General features: G+C 35.5%; 9 protein-coding genes. All 9 read right to left on the reverse strand.

Annotation, left to right across the window (positions count from 1 at the left end):
• Positions 1–18: 18 nt before the first annotated feature.
• The gene (locus ACRD62_RS17390) at positions 19–2,835 is read right to left on the reverse strand and encodes a SusC/RagA family TonB-linked outer membrane protein (protein ID WP_430821379.1); all 2,817 of its coding nucleotides are present in this window, start codon (positions 2,833–2,835) and stop codon (positions 19–21) included.
• Between the two features lie 74 nt (positions 2,836–2,909).
• Positions 2,910–4,835 (reverse strand): RagB/SusD family nutrient uptake outer membrane protein, encoded by a 1,926-nt coding sequence (locus ACRD62_RS17395; protein WP_430821380.1) that lies wholly within the window; start codon positions 4,833–4,835, stop codon positions 2,910–2,912.
• 11 nt (positions 4,836–4,846) lie between these two features.
• On the reverse strand, positions 4,847–7,951 hold the full coding sequence (locus ACRD62_RS17400) for a SusC/RagA family TonB-linked outer membrane protein (RefSeq protein ID WP_430821381.1): 3,105 nt from the start codon (positions 7,949–7,951) through the stop codon (positions 4,847–4,849).
• 296 nt (positions 7,952–8,247) lie between these two features.
• Entirely contained in the window at positions 8,248–9,966 is a 1,719-nt protein-coding gene (locus tag ACRD62_RS17405) for a glycoside hydrolase family 43 protein (protein WP_430821382.1), read from the reverse strand.
• Positions 9,967–10,302: 336 nt separating this feature from the next.
• On the reverse strand, positions 10,303–14,232 hold the full coding sequence (locus ACRD62_RS17410) for a hybrid sensor histidine kinase/response regulator transcription factor (RefSeq protein WP_430821383.1): 3,930 nt from the start codon (positions 14,230–14,232) through the stop codon (positions 10,303–10,305).
• Positions 14,233–14,522: 290 nt separating this feature from the next.
• Positions 14,523–18,089, reverse strand: coding sequence for a family 43 glycosylhydrolase (locus ACRD62_RS17415; protein WP_430821384.1), 3,567 nt, complete (start codon positions 18,087–18,089; stop codon positions 14,523–14,525).
• Between the two features lie 523 nt (positions 18,090–18,612).
• Complete coding sequence (locus ACRD62_RS17420) at positions 18,613–20,562, reverse strand: glycoside hydrolase family 97 protein (RefSeq protein ID WP_430821385.1); 1,950 nt, start codon at positions 20,560–20,562, stop codon at positions 18,613–18,615.
• Between the two features lie 45 nt (positions 20,563–20,607).
• On the reverse strand, positions 20,608–22,932 hold the full coding sequence (locus tag ACRD62_RS17425) for a beta-xylosidase family glycoside hydrolase (RefSeq protein WP_430821386.1): 2,325 nt from the start codon (positions 22,930–22,932) through the stop codon (positions 20,608–20,610).
• Positions 22,933–22,940: 8 nt separating this feature from the next.
• Positions 22,941–24,857, reverse strand: coding sequence for an alpha/beta hydrolase-fold protein (locus ACRD62_RS17430; protein WP_430821387.1), 1,917 nt, complete (start codon positions 24,855–24,857; stop codon positions 22,941–22,943).
• Between the last annotated feature and the right edge of the window lie 810 nt (positions 24,858–25,667).

Consider the following 25,667-nt stretch of genomic DNA (forward strand, 5'->3'; position numbering starts at 1 on the left):
TTTTTGATTTACTGACCTTTAGAAAACGGCTTTGATACCAAAGTTATAGAAACGCGTTTGAGGAGCACTTCCAACACTCATCTCCAGAATTTCACGTTCTTTTGAAATGGTCAACAAATTTGATCCACTTACATACATTGAAATATCTTGGAAAACAAAGTTTTGCAAAATGTTTTTAGGTATGTCATAAGTAATCTGAACTTTAGCCAGGTTGAACCGATCTGTTTTATATAACCAAAAGTCAGAATTACGGAAATTATTATCACCCGATTCCGTAGTTAATCTTGGATAAGTAGCGTTATTTTTGGTAGCCTCTGTCCATCTGGCGCGTACTACTTCGGAGTATTTTCCATTACCAGATACCCAAAAATATGAACTATTTTTCATCGCATAGGCTCCAAAATTACCTGTACCTAAAGCAAAAAAGGTTAAATTCTTCCATTTTGCCACTAGATTAATTCCAGCAGTAAATGGTGCGCCTGACCATCCCCCTTTTCCCAGATATACATTATCCTGTTCATCAATTATATTGTCACCATTCTGATCAATATACTTGATATCACCAGGCTTTATTGTACCTGAAAATCGTTGCTCAGGAGAATTATTGATTTCATCCTGACTATTGAAGAAACCATCACTTTGTAATCCCCAAATACCATCTAAAGGCTGTCCCTGACGATTTTGATAATCCCATTCATTCGCTTCATCCCGTTTTGCTGCATTAGTTGTATAGTAAACACCATTTAATCCAAGTGTTAAATCAAACTCACCAACACTTTTATTGAAATTAATACTAAAATCGAATCCTTTTCTTTCATCCACATTATAATTGTAGTATGGACGGAAAGTAGATTCAGGATAATATGTTGATAAATAACTTGGAAATATAGTGGAAGGAATAATAATCCCTCCATCCATTGTATTGGTAAAAACAGAAGTATTTATCTCTAGCAATCTATTCCACAATGAAGCATAAATAGACGCAGATATTTCTTTACGTTTAATGAAATCCAATTCTTCATTGGCTCCTCTTTTAACATTGGTTGATCTTTCTGGGCGACCATCTGACCATCCCCAATACGCACCGTTAGCATGTTCGTAACTTCCACCATACATATAGTAGTTTTCAATATCAATGTCTGAATTCAAAATACTGGAAGAGGCACTTAATCTAAGATCATCAATTACAGTTGAACCCGATAAGAAATTCTCGTTACTTAATCTCCATGCTAAAGTGGCAGAAGGCGAAACCGCTGTTCGGTTACCTTCAGCTAATCGCGCTGAATGAGTAGCTGTTGCACTTAAACTGACATAATACTTATACTTCAAATTATAATCAAATTGCCAGCCTAAGTTCGCATTACTTATTGCATGATATTCAGTTGACTGCTTTTGTTGCCAACCTGATGCTATAAGCATGGTATTAATATTATGAGCTTCATTCACACTAGTTTCGTATACTAATCTTCCTGAAGCCAGAATAGTTTGCCTACTACTACTGTTCGATATATTTTGGTTCCCCGATTTTTCATCGTTTCCAATCATTGAGGGTATTTGAACATATCCAACACCATTATAATCTCTCCAAACCGGATTAAAAACTGCATATGAATTATTAAATGAAGTACTATAAGTAGTGGAGTAATCAACTGCAAATTGTGTATGAAATGACAAGCCCTTTAACAAGCTTTGTAAGTCAAAATCTATACCCGTATCAAATTGAAACTGACGGCTTGTCCACTTATTATTTCCTGCAGCATAATAGTCTGCAAAAATATTAGTTGGCTCACTTTGTGTTCCGGCTAAAAAGTACTTACCTCCAATAATGTTACTACCACTATTAATATAATTCCAGGATTGTTGGTCCATTGGATCCAAAAAGCTTATTGGAACCAAAGGAGATAAACGATTAGGTCTCATGGTTGCTGCATTGCTCCAATAGTTGCTTTCACCACTTGCATTTGCAGTCCGTGCATTATAAAATGTTGCATTTGCATTGATATATGCACTAACATTGTTATTAATATTAAGATCTACATTACCTCTGATATTTAGTCTATTGGTATTGTTTTCTTCAGCTTCACCAAAGTTAATCATATCCCCTTCAGTATAATACCCTATATTCGAGTAGAATTTAGCTCTTTTATTCCCTCCGGTAATTTCAGTAATAACATCCGTACGATTATAGGTCTTTTTGATATAATCAGAAGAATAGAAATCAACATTTGGATAACGATAAGGATTGATACCGGAACTATGATTATAAATTGTTTCTTCGCTGAAAACAATGTCTTTTCCATCATTGATCGAAGCCTCGTTAAATAGAGTCATATATTCAGCCGAACCCAAATACTTTGGAAAGCTTTTGGCAACATGCCAACCTGTATTAACCCTTACATTAACGCTAAGGTCACTATCATCACCTCTTTTCGTTGAAATATAGATAACACCTTTTGCAGCCCTGCTACCATAGATAGCAATGGCTGAAGCTCCTTTTAAAAATGTAATCTGCTCAATTTCGGTTGGTAATACATTATTTGCATCTCTGGGTATACCGTCTACTAAAACCAGGTAATCACCCATTCCCCATAGTGAATTGCCCGTATACCCTCCAATATAACCTTGCATATTGTCAAGGCTATATGTATTATAGTTCATTTTTGTTAATTCGGCCAAATCAACAACTGAAACACCCCCTAAAAGCTCACTTTTCGCGACCTTTTTATAAGCAACCTGCACTAGTGGGTCTTTTGTCAATTTTAACGTATCAGCTTCATTTTGTACATTATATTGGGCCTTTATATGTAATAACGGAACCATTATAAATAATGCCATGCAAATGAATCTTAATTGTATATGTTTCATTGCTTAATCATTTATTGTTACAAGTATGTTTTAGTTAGGTTGTATTACCAACCCGGATTCTGATTAAACTCAGGATAAAGTGAGACATCAGAAACCTTTAGAGGTAGCCAATAATGCTTGGTACCAAAATCACGTGTTAAAATAATTTCCTCTCTAAAATTAGCCACTTGGGCATCTTTACAATCGTTTTCTTTAAACCATTCTAAAGTTTCAACCCGATCAAATTCATGAGAAGTTTTAACATTATATGGATACTCTGTTAACAATAACCATCTTTGCAAATCGTTAAACCGAAATCCCTCGAATGACAGTTCAACCGCTCTTTCTCTTCTGATTTCATTCATGAATTTATCATTATCTGCAACATAACTTGCATCAACAAACCCCGCACCTACTCTTTCACGTATTCTGTTCATAGCTTGCTCCGCAGTTAAGCCATAGGTAGCAGATGTATATTGTGCACCACCAATAGCGGCACATGCTTCGGCATACATTAGGTAAACATCCCCCAATCTCATATAAGGAAGGTAAGTCTGAATACCATTACCCCAATCATAGGCCTGATCATATTTATTACATTCATGAGGAGCAAACTTTTGCATAAAATAACCTGTGCGGCTTCCATTCTGAGGATTTCTCATTGTACCACCTGTATGTAACCCGGTATACCTTAGGTGTTCATCTTCCTCAAGCATGGCTGAGTTTACATATTTAAAGCCATCAACAATTATATCATGGTAGAAACGTGGATCACGATCCTTAAAAGGATAGTTTGGATCAAATCCGGAATTAGGATCATCTAATGGCAAACCATTTGCCATACCATAAAAATTAACATAATTTGCTGTTGGATGATGGATAACATTATCATGTTCTACCAATCCATTTACCTTTGGCCCCCATGTTTTCAAAAAGTTCCAAGCCGATCCATTGGCATCATACACTCTTCCACGAAAGATAGCTTCATCAGCACCAGGCATTAAAAAGCCTTGGCCTCTTGTATAAAAAATTTCAGAAAAAGACTTTTCACTTCCCGATTTGATATGATTGTAAATATCGTCATATGCGAAACTTGCTAATACATATTGAGTTTCACCGCCTTCTACCAGCTGTAATAACTCACCGAATGCATCTGCGCCCTTTTGACAATAAGTTTTATCATAATCATAGGTCTTTGATCCTCCAACCTGAGCACCATTTTTCATTAAAGGACTTCCAGCCCATAGGTAATTTTTCCCAAGATAACCTAATGCAGCTATTTTATTAATTCGCAATTGGTTCTTTCCGCTATTTTTCTTACCTGTAGCTGTTTCATCCCAATCAATCGGCAACAAATCAGCCGCTTTCTTAAAATCAGCACCCGCTTTATCGGCACACTCCTGATAACTTAGACGAGGTAAATTCAAACTTTCAGATGGTGATAAAACTCTATCGATATATTGTAATCCTCCGAAAAACTGCATTAATTCAAAGTGCCACCATCCACGGAAAAAATACAATTGACCTTCTATTAGTCTTTTCTCTTCGTCAGTTGCTGCCACCATTCTATCCAGATTTTCGATGCCCATATTGGCCTTCCGGATACAATACCAGGCGTGAGACCATAATCTGTGATTAAACTTATCACCTGAGGTCGGATCTGCTCTTCCGGCATCTAACCAACTTTGATCGTTGTTTTGCCATGCCCAGAAATTACCAATATCCATCTGATGCCCCATCAAAAAGTTAGCAGGTACATTAAATATCTCATCATCGCCCCAGTTATACGATGTAACCCAATAATATTTTTGTTTATCCGGTATACAGTTATAAATCTCATCGATATATCCCTGAAAATTAATATAATTATTAAAGGCTGTTTCTTCCGAGACTATCGATTCCGGATCCCGATCTAAATAATCTTCACAGCTACTTAGTCCAATCGAAAAAGGTATTAGACTGTATAGAATTATTTTATATATATTTTTCATAGTTCTAAATGTTAAAGTGTAAATCTCACTCCTAAAACATAGCGCTTCATTGTTGGGTATGCACCTGATCCTCCTGAACCTGCAAAATTAGATTCCCTATCGTCAGGCATTTTTGATTTTACCCAAAGGTTATTACCGTTGACGTATATTTTCATACTTGATAATCCTATACGTTCTAACCTCATCGCACTGATGGTATAGGCCAACTCAACATTTTTAAGTCGTATGTATGAACCATCGTATAAAAACTGTGTACCCTGGTTATATGCAGAATTTGGTGTAGATAAGTAGCGTGGTACACTAATGTCGGCATTCAGATCGTCTTTTGACCACCAAGTTCCCATGTCATAAACAGTGTTTAAAGTTGATGGAAAGCTGTTCAATGGTACCAGTCGCGATACATTGTTTACTCCATACAATTGTGCAAAAGCACTAAAACCTTTCCATTCAAAACCAAAAGTAGCGTTGTATGTATTCTGCGGCACACTGGAATAACCATAAGGTATTTGGTCCTTAGCATCAATAATACCGTCCCCATTAAAATCCAGGATGTAATAATCTCCGGGAAGCCTTTCACCATTTGTAGCATCATAATTAGGGCTACCATAAAGCTGATCATAATTATTAATGTAGCCGGCATCAACATATGTTCTTGACTGACCGATACTATATCCTTGTTGCTTACGATAATCTTCAAATAAGGCTGGATCATCCCTTTTGATGATTTCGTTTTCAGCATGAGTCATATTTAAATCAGCCCATAAACGTAATCCATTGCTTAAAACTTTATTTAACCTTACTTCTACTTCATAACCTTTGGTATGAACTTCACCAAGGTTAGCGGTTGGTGCTTTACCACCAAAATACTCAGGCATAGCTCTATCTGTACCTTTCACAAGAATATCTACCCTTCTATCCTGAAAATACTCAAAATTACCTGCAACCAATCCTCCAAAAAATGCAAAATCAAGACCTGCATTTAATTTTTTAACGGTTTCCCATCTTACTTCAGGATTTCCTATGATACTCTCACGAAACCATGTATAGGGACTATCACTTCTATCCAAGCCCATTGGAGTAGTACCTCCATAAGCCCATTGAGTCATGAATAAGAAACGATCTCCATAATCATCTCCAATCTCACCATATGAAACCCTTAGCTTAAGCATATCCAGGAATGATAATCCTTTCATAAATGATTCTTCTGAAATCATCCAACCTGCTGCACCTGAGTTAAAGAATCCAAATCGATACTCTTTACTAAACTTTTCAGATCCGTTGTAAGCTCCATTATACTCAAGAAAATATTTTGAAGCAAAACTATATGTTGACCTAAAAGCCCAATCTTCGCGATAAGTAGGAATGATACTACCAATTGCTCTTTCTTTACGACTAAATAGACCCATGGCTGTAATATTGTGTTTACCAAAGGTCCTGTGCCAGTCTATTTGCAACTGATAATCAAGATTTCTTAACGTTTGATCATTACGAACCTCTCCACCTTCAGTCTTCCACATTACGGATTGGGCAAAATCAAATCCATTGTTGGAGTTAAATGCCTGTTCGTAAGTAACAACACCTGTTAGTGGATCTATGTATTTCTCCTGTGGTGAATTATATAAATCTTCTATTCCTCGTCTGTATTCAACAAAGTTATTATCCCATGAAACAGTCCCTCGGAATCCAAGTCCTTTAGTGATAAAGTCCAGTTTTTGCTCGAGTACAAAATCAGTATTTATTCTGGTGGTAGTTGTTAACATTGCACCTGATATCCCTATTATCATGGCTGAGTTACTAACATTCGAAATATCAGGATACATCCCCCATGAACCATCAGCATACTGAGGTAAGAACACATCAGGTGCTATATTATATACACCAGCCCATTGTTGTTGTACAGCCCAATCATTAGAAGCAGTTTGATCCCAAGGCGTTTTCTTATAACCTGAAGAACCGGCTAAATTCATTTTAAAAACAGTTGTTTTACTCAACTGAAAATCAAGATTACTCCTAACATTCAACCTATTAAATCCATATCCTCCATCATATCCTCTACCGTTTTCATATATTTGAAATAAATCACCTTCATGAGTAAAATCAGCAGAAGCAAAATACTTAACAAATTTTGTACCTCCTGATACATTTAAATTTGCGTTATATGCCATCGCATAATCCTTAAAAATAGCATCCTGCCAATTAACATTAGGATATCTTTCCTTTTGCTCTTGGGTTGTTTGATTACGATACATATCAATAAATGATTGTGGTCTGATATACTTCCATGAATCGGGACTTATTCCTAATTCATGCTCTACTGCCACATTTCTTGCCCTTAATGCATCGTACGAGTCCAATTTATTAGGAAGCTTAGAAGGACTCTTTAGGGTTGAGTTAACAGATACCGCAATTTTTGCGCTACCTTCCTTACCTCTCTTGGTAGTGATCAGAATAACACCATTTGCTCCCTGCACACCATAAACTGCTGTTGCTGATGCATCTTTTAAAACAGAAATTGATTCAACAGATGCCACATCAACAGAATTTAATGGACGTTGTATCCCATCGACCAACACAAGAGGTTCGCTATTATTCCATGAACTAGCTGATCGAATGATAATTTGCGGATCCTCCTCACCAGGCATACCTGAACTGGTCATAGTCGTAACACCAGGTAAATTTCCTGTAAGAGCTCCGCCCACATTAGTAATACCTGCCGCACGTTCTAAAACCGCTCCGGTAGTTTGTGTAATAGCACCTACTACACTTTCTTTCTTTTGTTGTCCATAACCAACAACAATTGTTTCGCCCAGTGTAGTTGTTGACTCCTCCAATGTTACTCTAATCGAAGTCTCCTCAATAACTTTTATTTTCTGGGTCTCCATTCCAATAAACGAAATAACCAAAGTTTGTTCTCCTGTTGGTATTTCTAAAAAAAACACACCATCAACATTGGTAATGTTTCCAATACCACTCGATCCTTCTACTATAACTGTTGCACCTATAACAGGCAGTCCTTCGCTATCTATGACCGTTCCCTGAATTTGCCTTGTGCTTTGAGCAAATACTGAAACAGAAAAAACAAGAGCTAAAAGAAGCATCGTTTTTCGTAGTATCATCAACCTTAATCTTTCAAAGAAGGTTTGCTTCTTGCAAAATAATATATTTGGATTTTTCATTTTATTCTCAAATTTTTAATGACTTAAGAGTTTTTAATTCATTCTGAATCAAATATTTCACCTAGGAAACTTTGAACTTGCCATCACTTATTTTCTCGAGAATAAGAATGAAAATTCCGCAAGACTGTAGAATTTCATTCATACATTTCTTAATCATAGATTCTTTTTTTTAGATTAATAATTTACTTTTCTGATTTTATCCCACCTTAAGAAGATGGTTACTAACTATTTAAATTCTATTTACTAGTGGCATATAACCCAATTGTGGTACCTGTAAATCCAAATGATTGTGAGGTTGATAAGTAGTATGCATCAATATCTGTAATTAACGTTTGCCACTTTGAATCACCCAAAGCATATTGAAAACTAAAATGAGTACCATCTGAAATAACCTTCAAATCAAAGCATTGATCGTTACTTCCTAATTCTCTCGATCCCAACACATCAATACCATCCCGGGTAACTTTCCTTAACTGGATATGTTTTCGATCTTTCACTTTTGTTACCACAAATTGATATTGATGCTCTTCATCTTTATACATTAATATCCCGGCTGTTTCATTGTCCGATTGTGGCTGAAAGTACATTCGCGTAGAACATTCGAATTCATGATGCTGCAAGCGTCGACATACAAAAGCAGGTTCCTTCAACTCATTGGAAGCCACATCAACTGTCTGAAGCGTTAAAAAACCCTGATTTTCTGTTAATGAATAAAGTTCTTTAGCCGGACCTCGTAATGTCATCCATTCCATTCCCAGTTGTGTCTCCTCAAATAGATCTATCTTTTCAAAGTTTCCGAAAGTCACATTTGTATCCCTAACAACTCCTTCCATTTGAATGATTCGCGGAATAACTTCATCATCCTTGGTTATATACGGAAAACCATCTTCACTCCATCTAACCGGTAATAAAAATGTTTCACGTCCAAGATTTTCGAATTTATTATTGATGGGGCTACAGGCTAGAAAAACAGACCACCATTGACCATTATCTTTCCTGACTAAGTCAGCATGACCAGCACAAGTAATTGGAGTAGGCCTATCTGAATCCAGATGCAGTTGGGTTAGAATCGGATTTCTGTCCCAAGGAATAAACTCGCCCATTGGAGAATCGGCCCTGAAAATAACTTCGCGATGATTAATCGAAGTTCCACCTTCAGCACACATCAAATAGTATTTTCTGTTTATTTTATAGATATGTGGCCCCTCAATCCAAATGGGTTTCTCGTTAAGATTTACCCCTCCATTTACAAGCATTACACTTGGACCATAGGTTTCATCTTTCTCCGTATCAAAACGAATGATTCTGATTGACCGATGACCTTCATATGTCGAACCTCCATCCGGCACATCATTATTTACGATGTAAGCATTTCCATCATCGTCAAAAAAGAAAGATGGATCAATACCTTGTACATTCGGTAACCATATTGGATCAGACCAGGAACCAAAGGGATCTTTTGTTTTTACAAAGAAATTTCCCTTTTTAATATTGGTGGTTATCATATACCACGTCTGGTTATGTGGATTATAACTGATGGCAGGTGCAAAAATACCCTCACTGGTTTTTTGTCCGCTCAAGGGTAATTGTTCTGGCCTGTCGAGTACATGACCAATCTGTTTCCAGTTTACTAAATCTGTACTATGGAATATTGGAACTCCCGGAAAAAAGGAGAAGGTTGATGTAACCATAAAAAAATCAGATCCATTTGTGCAAATACTCGGATCGGAATACCAACCAGGTAAAATGGGATTATAATAATAATCGTTTCCAGGCAGCTTATTTTCATTATAAAACCGATCATTTCCTTTATAAGTAAAATAATCAAAGTGTGCTACCTTATCGTTCGCAGTAAAATGGGGAATCTTTTCTTTCGTAAATGATTTACATGAGGTAAAAAAAGCAGTTGCACTAAAGACAACTATTAAAATATAAAAAGTAAGATTCTTCTTCATAATAATATTTGATAACCGGACTTAATTTTCACATTAAAGGATACACTGCCCCTCAAATGAGTTCATCTTTTCATTATCAAATATAGATTGTGGTTATCGTTAAGACTTGTAAAAATGGATATTTGAGTTTTAATTATAGACAATATATAAAAAACAACTATTATATATTGTTTTTCAATGCTTTACAAAATACAATTTGTATATATTAAAATATAAAAGAGTTAATTTTTATCTAATTTCAACAACACAAGTAACCATTTCAAAACATTTTTTAACAATAAAAAAGTCGATCAGGATAAAAATTGATCGACTTTTATTAAATAAACTCTTAGATTTCTAAATTACCTGTGTTGGTGATTTACCATAATGCTTTCTGAACACTGTACTAAAGTAGCCAACACTTGAGAATCCGCACATCTCGCTGACCTCAGTTATAGTATATCTTTGTGTTTTTATTAACTCTAAAGAATGATCTAAACGAATTGTTTTTATAAAATCTGTTGGAGACTGATTGGTTAAAGACTTGATTTTCTTATATAACAATGAAGAACTAACATTCATCTTCGCCGCAAACTCATCTTTTGAGAAGTTTGAATTACCAATATTTTCCCTAACAGTTTCAACCATCTTTCTTAAGAACTGATCATTCAATTCATTCTTAAACAATGATTCATTTGAATCATCCAACTTAATTATTTTTAACGCCTTATCTCTTATTAACTCTCGGTTATGGATTATGGAATCGATTCTTTGCTTTAAAATCTGTATATCAAAAGGTTTAGTTAAATAATCATCAGCTCCTAAACCTAACCCTTTCAACTCCTGTTCTTGCCCCGCCAATGCTGTAAGTAAAATAACTGCTATGTGTGAAGTTTCATAATTTGATTTTATTCTTTTACACAATTCAAATCCATCAATACCCGGCATCATTATATCAGACACTACCAAGTCGGGAGAATTTTTCAAGATCATTGCCCAGCCTGTCTCCCCATCTTCAGCACAGTAAACTTTGTAATATTCACTCAGCACCGACTCCAGAAACTGCCTTAAGTAATCGTTATCCTCCACAATTACAACTTTCATTTCAAGTACATTCTCATCTTTCGATTCTTGTACCTCCAACTTAACATCACTTACCAACATCAGATCGGGATTATTACCCCGCTCTAACCCCTTATCTAACTGCCTATATTTCATGTCTTTAATTGGAACACTCACCAGAAACAAAGAGCCTTTATTAGGTTCACTTTCACATGTAATTTTACCACCATGCAGCAATACATAGTTCTTCACCATTAAGAGTCCGATTCCAGATCCTACAATTTTAGAGTTAATGGCATTTTCACCACGATAATATTCCTTAAATAGTTGTTTTTGTGCTTTTTTACTAATACCTATTCCTTTATCCTTCACTTCAAGTGTCCATTTAGTTGGAGTACAATTAAGTGAAACATCAATTTGAGTGTTTTCAAAGGAATATTTAATTGCGTTGGATAAAAGATTATCAACAATCTTTTCAACAACAATCTGATCAATATAAACTATACACTCTTTTGAGTTTGTAAGATAATTAATGTTTAAGTTTCTTCTTTTAGCAGATGCTTCAAACATCATAACTCTTGATTCGATAAAATCAACTATATCAACCTTCGATAAAATAAGCTTTTCTTTACCTACATCAACCTTTTGAAAATCCATTAAACGGGTAACAACATCAGATAACCTGCGTGTTTGTTCCTTTACAAGCTTAAGGTATTTTTCTGCTTTACTACTTAAACCAACTTCTTCGGACAATTCAGAAATAGGACCACTAATTAAAGTAAGAGTAGTTCTGATATCATGAGCCGTATTGGCGAAAAACCGAATTTTTTCTTCTGAGTGCCTTTTCTTTAACCTATCAATATAGTAAAGAAAGAAGACTGTGCCTAAACCCACCACAAACAAGATGATCGATAATTTAAACCACCATCTTTCCCAATAGGGCGGAATAATATTAATGATTATCTCTCTTTGGCTGATAATTTCGGATATTGAATTATCGTACATTCTGATTCTAAGTGTATATTCACCACTCGGAATATTAGAATATGAAAGTACATTATTACTACCAGGTATACTCCAATCAATATCTAAGCCTTCCAGCATCCAAGAATATTTCACACCTGAGGTAGTCCCTCCAACTGGTAAAAGTTCAATTCCGATTGTATTACTCATATATGATAATCTCAAATATTTCAGACTATCTATAGGAATATTAGGTTTTAATTTCTCAATCTGTCTTATGGATCTTCCCGACACAGCAATTTCCTGAAGAAACAATCTACCTTGCTGATTAATGGGTTCTATTTGACTTGGATTAAACAATAAAACTCCATTATTAGTGCCAAACATCAGGTTGCCATTTTTCATTTTAAAATGAGCATTTTGATTAAAAGACACATTTTTTAAATTTAAATTTGATCTGAATGTTTGTACAACAAGATCTTCTTCATTTATTCTACACAGTCCTTGCTCTGTGCCAGCCCAATAGTATCCATTTGCATACCAGATACTGTTAATAAAATTTGAGGGTAAACCATTTTCTGTATTAATTAGCTTGGTATTCTTTTTAGTGAGATCATATGTAACAATACCATCTCCATTAGTAGCTAACCAAACATTATCTTTATTTACATAAATATCGTAAACAATAAATCCATCAACCAATACTTCTGATTCTCCAGATACTTTATCAAATAACAATAATCCATATGTTGTACCAATTAATAATTTTGATTCGGTCAATTCATACAGAACATTGACAGTAACGTCCTTAAAAGCAACAAATTTTTTTTCTGCCTGTTTAAAACAAATTAAATCTCCTCTTACTCCACCAATCCATATATCGCCATTAGAATCTTTTATAACATCGAAGATAAAATCAGACGCAAAATGTTCTCCATCTTTTTCTTTACAATAATGGCCTATTTCATTACCCGTTTCTGCATCAATTAAGTAAACACCTGAAGAATATGAACCCGCCCAGATTCTTCCTTGGTTGTCTTCGCATATTGATAAAAACACCTGTCCGGCCTCTTCGGTATCATGATAAAATGATTGCCACTTATTTTTGCCAGGACTATACTTACTAATCCCATTGTTTGTAGCAAACCATAAATTGCCTTTGGAATCTTCAATTAAAGAATTAACATCATTATTTATTAACGAATTTTCTTCATTTATGACGTGTACAATTTTTCTTATATCCGATTTTTCAATACTAAAATAAGATGCCCCTCCACTATAGGTACAAACCCAAACATAATTATTCGGAGCACGATATATGTCATATACACCATTTCCCTTTAATGAATTAGGATTATCCAAATTCTCTTTGAACTTATTGATAATTGATTCATCATTTTTATTTATACTCCAAACACCCTGTCCATCAACTCCAATCAATATAATTGAGTCTTTTATTGTTTCTAAGGCAAGTATCGGTTGATTCGGAACAGATAAAATACGATTTAGAACGTTTGTCGAATCAATATTATTCAGACGATAGAGTCCATTACCTAAGGTTCCTAACCATAAATCAGATGACTCATTATTATAATACATACTTGAAACAAAAGGAGTTATTTCTGTAGGGAAATGACAATACTCATTTTTGATATTGCTTTCCAGATTAAAAGTATATACAATTCCTTTTTCACAATATAAAAAAGTTGTATCATCCTTCCAATCTATATATTCTATATCAGTGTCTGATATTATACTTTTCAAGCCTTCTGCTTCATCATAAGACAATAATCCACTGGAACTGGCCACCCATAATGTATTTTCTTGATCAATTAACATTTTATAGATGATAAGATACGGATTATTAAGAATACGCGAGATGTTAACGACTATCTCAAATCGATCCATAATGGAATTATACCTGAATATCTGACCGTTATTACTATATGCATATAACTCGCCATCACTAAAACTAAGGTAAACAGTTATTATATCACCTGTTTCATAGGGCAAAGAATACATTCGAATATCATCTTGGGAATACCTTAAAATACCCATTTTTGAAGAAATCCAAATAAAGCCATTCTCATCAGAGCATACCTGGTAAGTTTCCCTAATAGAAATATTATACTCCTTATTTAAGTTAACAAACTCAATATTTGATAAAATATTGGCAAAAGAAGCATACCCCAAAAGAAGGAAAACTATTGAAATAAGTCCTTTTCTATTTATAATTACGTCAATAATAGACAGGTGTATCATTTAATTTGAATTAATTCAATTGTCATTTATTAAGTAATAAATATCAACTTTAATTTATTAAAAGAAAATAAAAATTTGTATCACTTTAAAATAACTTTCTGCCATCAACAGGCATTTCATACCTTTAACTACTAATGATCAAAAACAATATCAATAATTTATTATTATCAATATGAATTTAGTTTTATTCTCAAATAACAATTCTTGAAACAGATTTAAATATTTTCTTGACTTTATTTATTTTAGAATGTTACATTTAGTTGTGTCCACTAACAGTTCTATCAATCCTTTTAATAACAGCTACACTTCATAATCTTTTCACCTCCAACAATATAAACCCCCAAAGGCAAACCAATAATTGCATCTCTTCTACGGATTGATTTACGCAATAATACTCCTGTAATTGAGTATACATCTACGATCTCATTCTCGTCATATTGCAACAAAACATTCTCTTCAATGCCCGTTTCTACATAATCATCAGAATTGGTTACATATACTTTTTCAATTTCGATGGAACAACTGCCATACGACCAAAAACCAATAATATAAAGGTGAGAAGGATCAACCTTAACGCCATTAGCATTACTCATATTAGCAAGATCTACAACTTGCATTGTAGTGCCTGCTAATTCGTAAGTAGCTGGGGAACTCCAATAATTATTTGTATCGAATAGGCGGAAAGAAGCACCACAAGTACCAGCACTAGCCAGTTTAACCACCAGATATTTATAATCCGAAAGGTCAACCCCGGCACTATATTCCCAACCACCAAAACCATATTGACCGGTAACTAATGTTTGTGTTATTTCATTAAAAGTACCCGTCTCCCATATCGAAGGATTAAATAAACTTTCAGTTAAAGGGAAAGTACTTGAGCTAACAGTGAACTGGGTTGACAATCGATCTCCCAATTCGCCTTCATAGCTTACTGTAATAACAGCTTCTCCATTAGCATAAGCGATTATTTTTCCATTGACAATTTCTACAGCATTCGGATTGGAGTTTTCATAAATAGCTGACAATGTAACGTCTTCTGTTCGGCCACTCTGATATAAGGCTGTTACCGAAAATGATGAAATAGCTCCGGTTAGCAGATCAATATCGCCATTATCAACGATTAGGTCCGACAGGGTTAACTCATCTTCTGAATAACCTACAAAAGAATCATCAAAAAAGGCATCTTCGGTAAACAATTCTTCGGTGGTAAACCAATCAATATCCACGTATCCGCCGATAGCTTCTGTTGCATAATTGAACAAACAAAATTTATTGCCTGTAAACATTGACATATTGTACTGCATATCTAAATCACTACCAAACTGAGTATAGGTTTCGTTATCAACACTATAATAGAAACTTGCTTTACTGGAAGAATAGTTGGCAATTACTCTTAAATAAACATCACTTACATTTATAGCTTCGCCAATAGTTTCTGTTCCATTATTATGGTGCACCAATATTTTTTGACCGTTTTTAACTTTAACGCCAATATAAGCATATGGATCCTGAAAAATAGCTAAACCGGCCACATCACCTTCCTTCATATTATCAATATTCACTTTAATGGTTCCATAAGATGGAATTGGAGCGTGATGGTAACTAAAAATACGTTGTGTAAGAGAATTTTTGGCAGAAGTCAAATCATCCACCACACTAACGGTTTTCAATCGTAGATAATCAGGATTTTCAGTTAAAGACCATTTTGAGTCATCAGGGTTATGATTCCATCCCCATTGCATTCCTAATTTATAATTTCTAAAATTATCATTGGTAGGTAAAATGGTCTCAGGATACTCACTCCCCACATTGGGTTTCGTATATGTAGTAACGCCTTTTCCTTCTATACCAATTTCAGGCCAACCATCAACCCAAGTCACAGGTTGAAGGTTAGGCATTCTTCCGAATGCACCCCTGTCATAAAACAAGATTGTCCACCACTCACCCGTTTGTGTTTCAATTAAAGCTCCTTGATGGATATTATTATCATCTAAAAGCAGTTTCTCTTCGTACGGTCCATAAATATCATCTGATCGCAAAGCTACTTGATAAGCCGGCCATCCACCATATGTAGCATAAATATAGTATTTGCCGTTAATTTTGTATAAATGACTGCCCTCCAGCCCCTCTTTTATCGTATAAGTGAATACTTCTTTAACAGTCCCAGCAATGGTCTCAAAATTTTCGTCCAGCTCTGCTATATTCAGTGTATTTATTCCATATACCACATAAACTTTGCCATTTTCATCAAAAAATAGTCCAGGATCATAATAAGATCCTGATAGCTTTCTCTTTGTCCAAGGCCCTTCTGCAGACTCTGCCGTAAGCAGATAACTACCCTCATCCAATGTTGTAAATAGTAAATAAAACTGACCATTGTTATATTTTAGACTTGATGCCCACTGACCATGACCATAATTATCGCAACCATCAAGGTTATAGCAATCAGTAGATTCTATTTTATTCAAAGGATTACTGCAATATTCCCAATTTACAAGGTCGTAAGATTTTAATATGGTAGCTCCAGGAAATACATGCATAGTTGTAGATACCATATAATAAATATCATCCACCCGAATTACATCCGGATCGGGAAAGTCAGCAAAAATCAATGGATTGGTATAAGTTCCATCACCGTTATCCGCTGATGACTTATATTCAAAATCTGGCCTTGGATATTCCTTTTCTGCATAATCCTGATACCAATGATAAACTGGCCATGGACAAGCTTCCGGATCATTAAGAAACGTATAATCTTCGCCTTCTGCCGGAGGCACTCCATCAAAATCAGCCAGTAAATTGGCATCTGTAAACAACAGCCAACTAACATTACCAGACTCATCGGTAATCTTTTTAAAATTAGCTCCAAATCCATCACCACCAGCAGTACCCGTATATCCTTTTCCCCAAGATGAATTATACTTTTCATCTGCCCAATCCATTTCTGTAATAACAATTGGTGCAAAATCGGTTACTGGTTTAACGTTCTTATCCCATTCGCTTTGAAACTCTTGGTATCCGTTGGCACTACCAAACCATCCTGGATAAATATGTACAGCATAACCAATATTTTTGCCTTCAATAGGATTAATGGCATAACCCTTATATTGTGCCTGATATGCAGATCCGGGAATCCATAATACATTGTGAAATCCATTCTCTCGAATTTTATTCACAATAGGCTGAAATATTTCTTTTAGTACATCGAAATGAGCCTGTGTGTTATTGCCTATTGATCCGTCCGCCAGTTTTATTTTCACGGGTTCATTTGCCAGCTCAAACATAATTTCATCAAGCTTTTTAATTTTAGGATGACTCGAAACAATATCCCAAACCGTCATTAAATACTCTGCATAATTATAATCATCCTCAATACCAATTACTTCAGGACATACACCCGGAGGTCGCATGATGACATATAATCCTTTGGAAATGGCATATTCAGCCATCGGGATGAAAACTTCGTCGAGATACTTTCTAAAACGAGCTTCATCAAAACAATTTGGAAGCTCATGCCCGTCAGGTGTGCAACCAGATTGATTACTCCAATATGGATCCATATGCAAACGTAAGAAATTAACTTTCCATCCAGCATCCAAAACCCCGTCAATAATTCGTTTATTATATGTAAGACACCCATCTACATCGTAGTTGCTCCAGTATTTACCTCGTTCGTTAAACCATGGGCTATAAGTTTGGGCAAAACCATGTAAATTAACAATATTACCATGAGGATCTTTGAGGTATCGCCCCTCAACATGAAGACGTGGTGTTGGCATTCCAACCCAAGCAAGAATATTTTGATTGATTGTAAAAAATTGTAAGAATACTAAAAGTATAAAAGTAGATTTTTTCATATTATGGATTGTTTTCAATCGAATTTCTAAATCTTATCAGGATATCGAAAACACGTTCCTGAAATAATAAAAATTGTGGTTATGCCATTAATTAAAAGCAGCGATAACATCGACAATTAAACACAAGCGACAAGATAAGTTATAAATATTGATTCAAGTTTTTAATATTAGATATTTGACTTTAAAAAATAAATACATACTAACTAAAAGCAAAAGAAGTAACCAATAGAAAATGAATTGTAACCTAAAGTAATATTACTTTTAAGATTCATCATCCTAATCACTCAACTGTGCTAATCTTGTTCAAACTATTCAACCTACTATAAGCAAAAAATGCATATAGTTTTGAACTGTAGTGATGAATATCAAAAGCCAAAATTCTATAGCTTGCTTGTTTTTAGCATTTGATTGAGGCCAATAAAATTCACATTCAGAATTTTCGAGGTGGCTAATAAGACCATCTTCAACAATGAACTTTTCAGCCATTCAAAAATAATCAGCTCTTCCTTTAAATGACACAGCTTTATTCGCTCACTATTAAAATTCCTCCATTGCAAGGAATACTAATACTCACTTGTTTCTTACTATTTAGTTTAAATTCTGTGAAGGTTCCATTCAGGTTCTGATCATCAAAATACATGATGCCTTTTGCATTTTTTTGCAACATCGACAAGTCTAACTTTGTTTTAATCGTTTCAGAATGAGCATTAACGCCAGCAATATACCATTTTGACCCACTCCTACGTGCAATTAAAACGTACTTACCCGGGTATCCATCAATAAAACGTATCTCATCCCATGTTGAGGGCACTTCTTTCATAAAATCAATAGCCCATTGGGGTGCATCCTGAAGATTATTAGGTGCCAAAGCAAAATGCTGCACTCCGCTTTGAAACAACACAGCCGTTGCCAATGCAAATACGTCTGAGGTGATTCTCTTTGAACCTTTGTTTGGAGAATTATTCGCATTATAGAACTGATTCAGTGCACTACCGCCAAAATCCATGCTACCAACTGCATTTCGGATAAAAGGATGTAAACAGGCATTAAACGCTTCGGCATCGCAACTTCCTTGCGAAAAATGAAGATTCTCACTAGCTAAAACGGCTTCGCTGGAGGCAAAATTAGGATACATTCTCTCCCATCCTCTTGGGAGCGTACATCCATGAAAAATAACCTGTAAACCATAATCATTGGCATCAGCCAGAATTTCTTCATATAGTTGCATGGTAATCTGCTTATCGCCCCCCAAAAAATCAACCTTTATTCCCTTTATACCAACACCTTGCATCCACTCCATTTCTTTACGCCTGACGTAAGATAAGTGCATATATCCTCGTGGTCCCTGAGGCGCATCATTCCAATATCCATTAGAATTGTACCAAAGATACAAACCCACATTTTTTGATTTCCCATAGGCAGCCAGTTCTGCTATTTTATCTTTCCCTATCTGTGTGTCCCACAAAGCGTCAACCAGAATAGTTTCATAGCCCATTGCTGCACTAAAATCAATGTATTCTTTCTGAACCTGAAAGGTGGTATGACGATCCATCTTCATGATCCAACTCCACGATCCTTTGGTAAATTTATATTTTCCAGATGCTTCATATTTGGGTTTAACAACGTCAAATGGCACGGTTGTTTCAACAATGGGTTTCAATGACTCACCAACGGTAATCGTTCGCCACGGGGTTTCTCCGGGTAAAGAAACTCCAGGAGAAGCGGTACCGTTTCCATTGTTCTCTTCCGGCTGCGGAAATCCTATCGTGTATAACCCTTCTTTATGTCCAATCAATCGACTGGCACAATACCTGCTATCTACACCTGTTTCGGATATTAAAACCCAACCATCATTCACTTTAAACAAACATGGGAATGAGTATCCGTTTCCAAAGCCATTTTGCCCCATTGATTCATCTGTATTATAAGATGTTTCGTAGCTGGGTGCAGTTCGGGCATAACCAGTCATTGCCTTACTCTGTGGACATAAAAAGGTAGTGGTTCCTTCCGGTAAAACAAAACCAGTAACTTCATTCTCGACAATGCAACTTAAGTGATCACCTGACGGATACAGTTTATATTTAAATGCAACATCATTATTACTCACTCTAAAAATAACATCATACACCAACTTACCATCACGGGTAAAAGACACAACAGCCTCATTGGCTTTATAATCCACTTTACTGAATTTTATATTAGGCAGCTCATAACTCTCGCTAAGCTCGTTGGTAATCACTTCGTCCATCATTACTAATCCGCTTGTGTAATCTCCCCAGGTGGTTTTAAGTCCAAGTGGAGATGCTTTGAGATACACGTTGTGATTATAGCTGACACTATAATAAGGCTGACCTTCTTTCATTTCAATGGAAACAATCAGTTTACCATCAGGTCCCTTAACAATTTGTTCGTTTGCAGAAAGGTTTACTATTGAAAAAAACACCCAACATAGTACCAAAATATTCTTCATCATTTATTAGTATTTACTATCTAAACAGAAATTCATTCAATTTTAATATTATTCAGATTTCTGCATAAGAGAAATCATAACATCAGCATAACGCTTACCTAAAATTCTATACCCCTCAGCAGAAAAATGCAGCTGATCAGCAACTGCCGGACAGCCTGCTGACGATACCACATGAGCATTAGCAATCACTTCAGGAAGCGTTGCAATTATCGGGTTCATACTGGCACATTTACCTCCTTCTTCAGCTGATACAACTTCTCCGGCAATTAGTGGCACTTCAGCAGGATTCAGATCTAAATCTGCCATCAGCTGATCATAAACCACCTTTACCTTCTTTGTCCAAAGAGTATCACCTGTATTGGATTCGCCCTGATGCAGCAAAATTCCTTTGATAACACCATCCTTTTGTGCAAGTCTGGCCATTTCAACCAACCGTTTGTATGGATTGTCATCGTATTCCTTTACCATATTTTTCAACCAATCCGGAGATGATTCAACGTAGGACTGATAATTGTCCATATCGAACAATTCTATTTTACAACCTCCAACGGAGACGTTTACAACACCGATTTCAACATTATCGGGCACATATTCCAACATTTTTCTTCCAAAATAATCAACAGGTGTTAACCCGGTATAACATCTACATAAAGGAGGAACGGCTTTGTACCACAAGCCCTTCACCCTGTTCAAATCGGGACAATCCACAGCAGCCATCACCTTAAACCGCTCATCTACACCTACCGTATCCTGCGGCTCAAAACGTGCGTTTCCTTCCATATTTGATTGTCCAAAGCTAAGAAAAACATACATTTTCTTAGCCACCGAGATGGTGTCTGAGACATGAAAATAATCAAAATCAACAAAACCTCCAGACGATTGACTTGCATAGTTAAAAAGTCCAAACCTGTATCCCATAAAATGCGATAAGGTATATTGCATTTTTAGTTCTGATCCGATTGCGTTCCATTTCTCACCATCTAAGCTATAGTAAAAATACGCTCTATCTTTTCTATTCCTGAAATCACACTCAGCCTTTAAATACACCTTTTGTTGATTCAAAGGAATCTTTTCCATCTCAACGGGCTTATCATTCTGAGCACTAACCATCACAATCCTTTTCTCTCCATCGTCATACTTCACACCCACCAAACCATATTTTTGCTGTAATAAGGCTAAACCGGCAAAATCACCCTCTTTCATATTTGCGATTTCAATCAATGTTGATCCGGAGCATATGGGTCCAATTGTACGTTGAGTAAGGGTATTTTTAGCCAACTCAAAGTCATTCACCACCATTCCGGTTTTTAAACGAAGATAACCATTGCGCTCTCTGACTGACCATAATGAATTGTCAGGGTTATGATTCCACTGCCAAACCAAAGGTAAATCAGGATCTTTCTTTTCTCTGTCAAAATCATCAGAATTTACTATTCCCGGTATCAAACCTTTAGCCATTGGTAAATCAAGCTGATCGGGTACTTTGCCATCAACTCCCAGTACTGGCCATCCATCTTTCCATTCAACCGGCACCATATATGGAATACGACCAACCGAACCATAATCGCGAAACAAATATGAAAACCACTTTCCATCCTTTGTATCAATCAAACCTCCCTGAGCTACTCCTTTATCCTGCAATGCAACACGTCCTTCATAAGGACCGGTTATATTATCTGCCCTATGTATAATTACTGTGCGCATACCTTGCCGCGGCCAGGTTATATTAAAAAGGTAATACTTTCCATTTATTTTAAATAGTTGCGAACCTTCAGCAGGTAACATCAAATCTTTTCCGGCGGGAGCACCTGCATTTTCAATAATTACCTGTTCTGTTTCCGGTTTAATTCCATCAAGTTCGTCGGTTAACTCAACTAGTTTAATTTTACCTCCTCCATAAATCATATATGCTTTTCCATCATCATCAAAAAACAAGGAATGATCATGCAACATTGGTTGAAATACCTTTTTTTTCCATGGGCCTTTTTCGATATTTTTTGTTGAATAAATATATGTTTTACCTGTTGTACCCGAAAAAGTTGACACATAATATTTTCCTTTATAAAACCGAATACAACTCGCCCATGATCCTTTTCCATAAGCACTCTTTCCATTCGCTAAATTTAACGCGTCAACATCATCCAGTTCATCATAACAATAATTGACGATTTCCCAATTAACCAGATCCTTCGATTTCATAATGGGCACCCCCGGACTCATATGCATTGTAGTACTGCTCATGTAATAGGTGTCCCCTCTTCTGATCATAGACATATCAGGCACATCTGAGTGAATGATTGGATTTTGAGCTATATTGTTTTCAAATATTAGTAGGCCAATTATTACTAACAGGTAAGAGATTCTTACTTTCATCTTAATCATTATTTAAATAGATATTGTGAAAAATGGTACAAATTATTCCGCCATACAGGCCATGTATGGCCACCCGGATATTCATCATAAGAATATTCAATTTTCATTTCATCAAACTTTTCTAACATTCGTTGGCAGTTCTTCCAGGCAACATCTTCTTTTCCTCCCATCGACAACCAAAACATTTTCAGATTCTTATTAAGCAGATCAGCGTTTTGTTTCATAAAATTATATTCTTTTCCAGCTATATCATCTTGCATTGGATGAATCCAACCAGAACTGAAGACACCAAGATAGTTGAACAAATCAGTGTTATGCAGCCCAGCATAAAGTGTTTGTAAACCTCCCATCGACAATCCTGCCAAAGCACGTGACTGAGGACTGGTAAGCACCCTGTAATTGTTTTCAACAAAAGGAATAACTACTTCTTTCAATTCAGCTTCAAATAATTGAAGAATACCTTCTCCAAACCCCGATAATGGCATATTCCCATCAATCATTACCACCATCATTGGTGTTGCTTTACCTTCGGCAATAAGATTATCCAATATCAGATCCACTTTACCCTGCATAGCCCATCCTCGTTGGTCCTCACCACCTCCATGAAGCAGGTATAATACAGGATACTTCTTACCTGCATTTTGGTCATATCCGGGAGGAGTATACATATAAAAGTTTCGCCATGATTTAGTGATATGCGAGAAATACCTTTTTACTCTGATTTCACCATGAGGAACATCTTTTACCTGGTAATAACCATCACCCTTAAACGGAACTTCAATTCCGCTGGCCATGCGCCCCATTCCATAGAAACTTTCACTAGCCGGATCTGCTACTGCAACACCATCAACAATAAGTGAATAATAATGAAATCCTTCGCTCAACGAATCAGTGGTAATACTCCAAATACCATTCTCATCTTTAAGCATATCATACTTTTTGCCTATATCAATTTGTATTTTTTTTGCATCCGGAGCTTTTAATTTGAATATGGCACGTCCATCAGACAGTATTTTTGGATATTGAGATGAACGAATATTTGTTTCGGCTCTTTTCTCCTCTATTAAACTTGCTTCACTAACTGAATGGCTATTAGTTTTAAACAACAATTGCGAAAAATGATAAAAATTATCTTTCCAGACTTTAAAATCATGATAACCATCCGGTAAAACTTCATAAACATGAGGAACCTGCCTGCTTTGAAGATAATCATGAGTTCGTTTACTGAAAGAAATAAGATTGTCTTTATCACCACAAGAGATCCATAATAATTTCAATTGCTTTTTTGTCTCTTCAGGTTTGGGTACCAATATCTCAGGGGCTTTGGTATTAGGAGCTGATGAAAAGCCACCAACCCAGGCAAACTGATTTAGGTTACCCAGTCCTATGTTTAATGATTGTCCGCCACCCATTGATAGGCCTGCTATAGCCCTACGTTCACGATTTGTGAGAACAGGATAGTTGTTTTCAATATACGGAATAAGATCGTTTAGCAGATCTTCCTCAAAGTTAGAGAAAGCAGCCACTTTAATACTATCAAAAATATTACCAATTGCTCTGTCATCAGTAATTGCACGTCCATTGGGCAACACAACTATCATCGGTTCTACCTTGTTTTGAGCATACAAATTATCAAGTATAGTGTGTGGTTGTCCATGAGTAAACCATTCCTTTTCATCTCCACCAATACCATGCAATAAATAAAGCACTGGATATTTCTTATCCTTTGAATAATAAGGAGGTGTGTAAATTAATGCCTTCCGATTCGAACCTACCGTTTTAGAATGATAAGTGATCGTATCAATTTTACCGTGATTAATATTAGAATTGAAGGTATCAAAGTCAAGGGGTGCTCGATAAAAATTAACTTGCGCATACAAACCGATGACGATAAAATAAAATGTACCAAGAAAGAATAATTTCATAGATGATGGATCTTAGTTAAAATTGCAATTAACTAATTCAAGCCAAATTTGAGTTAATATTTTGAATATTGTAGTTGTAAATTGGGATAATTTAAAAATACACCAAATCACACAAAAAAGGGTTATCTCTCTATTTTTATGATACATACACATATCAAATAACATCTATAGTGCAAATAATACTTAACGACTTTCTATATTCATTATGTAGACATATAAAGTAGATTAAATACTTCCTATTCTATAAAATTGCAATACTCTATCAACATTAGACAATTCAGATCTCTTAAACAACTTAAGACTTTAAGCTTTAATATTTTATTCATAAAAGATCTACTTTATTTAAAAGCAAGACTGATTTTCTAATTTTACTATAATTAAAATCTATTAAGTTTGAAATCTAGTTAAGAAAAGATTAATTCAAGATTCCAATATCTTGATTGAAAAAATAATAATACTGTCCATATTGAAGAAATTGTAATATCTAAAAAAGTCGTATTTTGTTTTGAGTATTTTTTTGTAAATTTCAACACACAAAATATTGGAAGAGACTTTAAAGAGACCTTAATTTTGTAGCGCTCACTAGCTGTTTGATTATCAATGATATAACAATATATTCCGAATCCCGTCGGAATCACGAAAAAAGAGATTATCGTAAGATAGTCTCTTTTTTTTGTTTCAATCAAAGTACTTTTTCTCAATAAACAGCATAAAAAAGAGGGTGTCCAAAAAGTGATTGTGCAAATAAGGAATCTTTCAAATTGTAACTTTACTTTCATTATACCCCACCAAACCTCCCCTAAAAGGGAG

Source organism: Carboxylicivirga caseinilyticus (assembly GCF_050589785.1).
Classification (GTDB): Bacteria; Bacteroidota; Bacteroidia; order Bacteroidales; family Marinilabiliaceae; genus Carboxylicivirga; species Carboxylicivirga caseinilyticus.

What these genes read in the sequence shown, in the direction of transcription:
- ACRD62_RS17395 (WP_430821380.1), bottom strand. Translation starts at nt 4,835, where the DNA reads ATGAAAAATATATATAAAATAATTCTATACAGTCTAATACCTTTTTCG.
- ACRD62_RS17415 (WP_430821384.1), bottom strand. Translation starts at nt 18,089, where the DNA reads ATGAAAAAATCTACTTTTATACTTTTAGTATTCTTACAATTTTTTACA.
- ACRD62_RS17390 (WP_430821379.1), bottom strand. Translation starts at nt 2,835, where the DNA reads ATGGCATTATTTATAATGGTTCCGTTATTACATATAAAGGCCCAATAT.
- ACRD62_RS17420 (WP_430821385.1), bottom strand. Translation starts at nt 20,562, where the DNA reads ATGATGAAGAATATTTTGGTACTATGTTGGGTGTTTTTTTCAATAGTA.
- ACRD62_RS17400 (WP_430821381.1), bottom strand. Translation starts at nt 7,951, where the DNA reads ATGATACTACGAAAAACGATGCTTCTTTTAGCTCTTGTTTTTTCTGTT.
- ACRD62_RS17405 (WP_430821382.1), bottom strand. Translation starts at nt 9,966, where the DNA reads ATGAAGAAGAATCTTACTTTTTATATTTTAATAGTTGTCTTTAGTGCA.
- ACRD62_RS17410 (WP_430821383.1), bottom strand. Translation starts at nt 14,232, where the DNA reads ATGATACACCTGTCTATTATTGACGTAATTATAAATAGAAAAGGACTT.
- ACRD62_RS17430 (WP_430821387.1), bottom strand. Translation starts at nt 24,857, where the DNA reads ATGAAATTATTCTTTCTTGGTACATTTTATTTTATCGTCATCGGTTTG.
- ACRD62_RS17425 (WP_430821386.1), bottom strand. Translation starts at nt 22,932, where the DNA reads ATGAAAGTAAGAATCTCTTACCTGTTAGTAATAATTGGCCTACTAATA.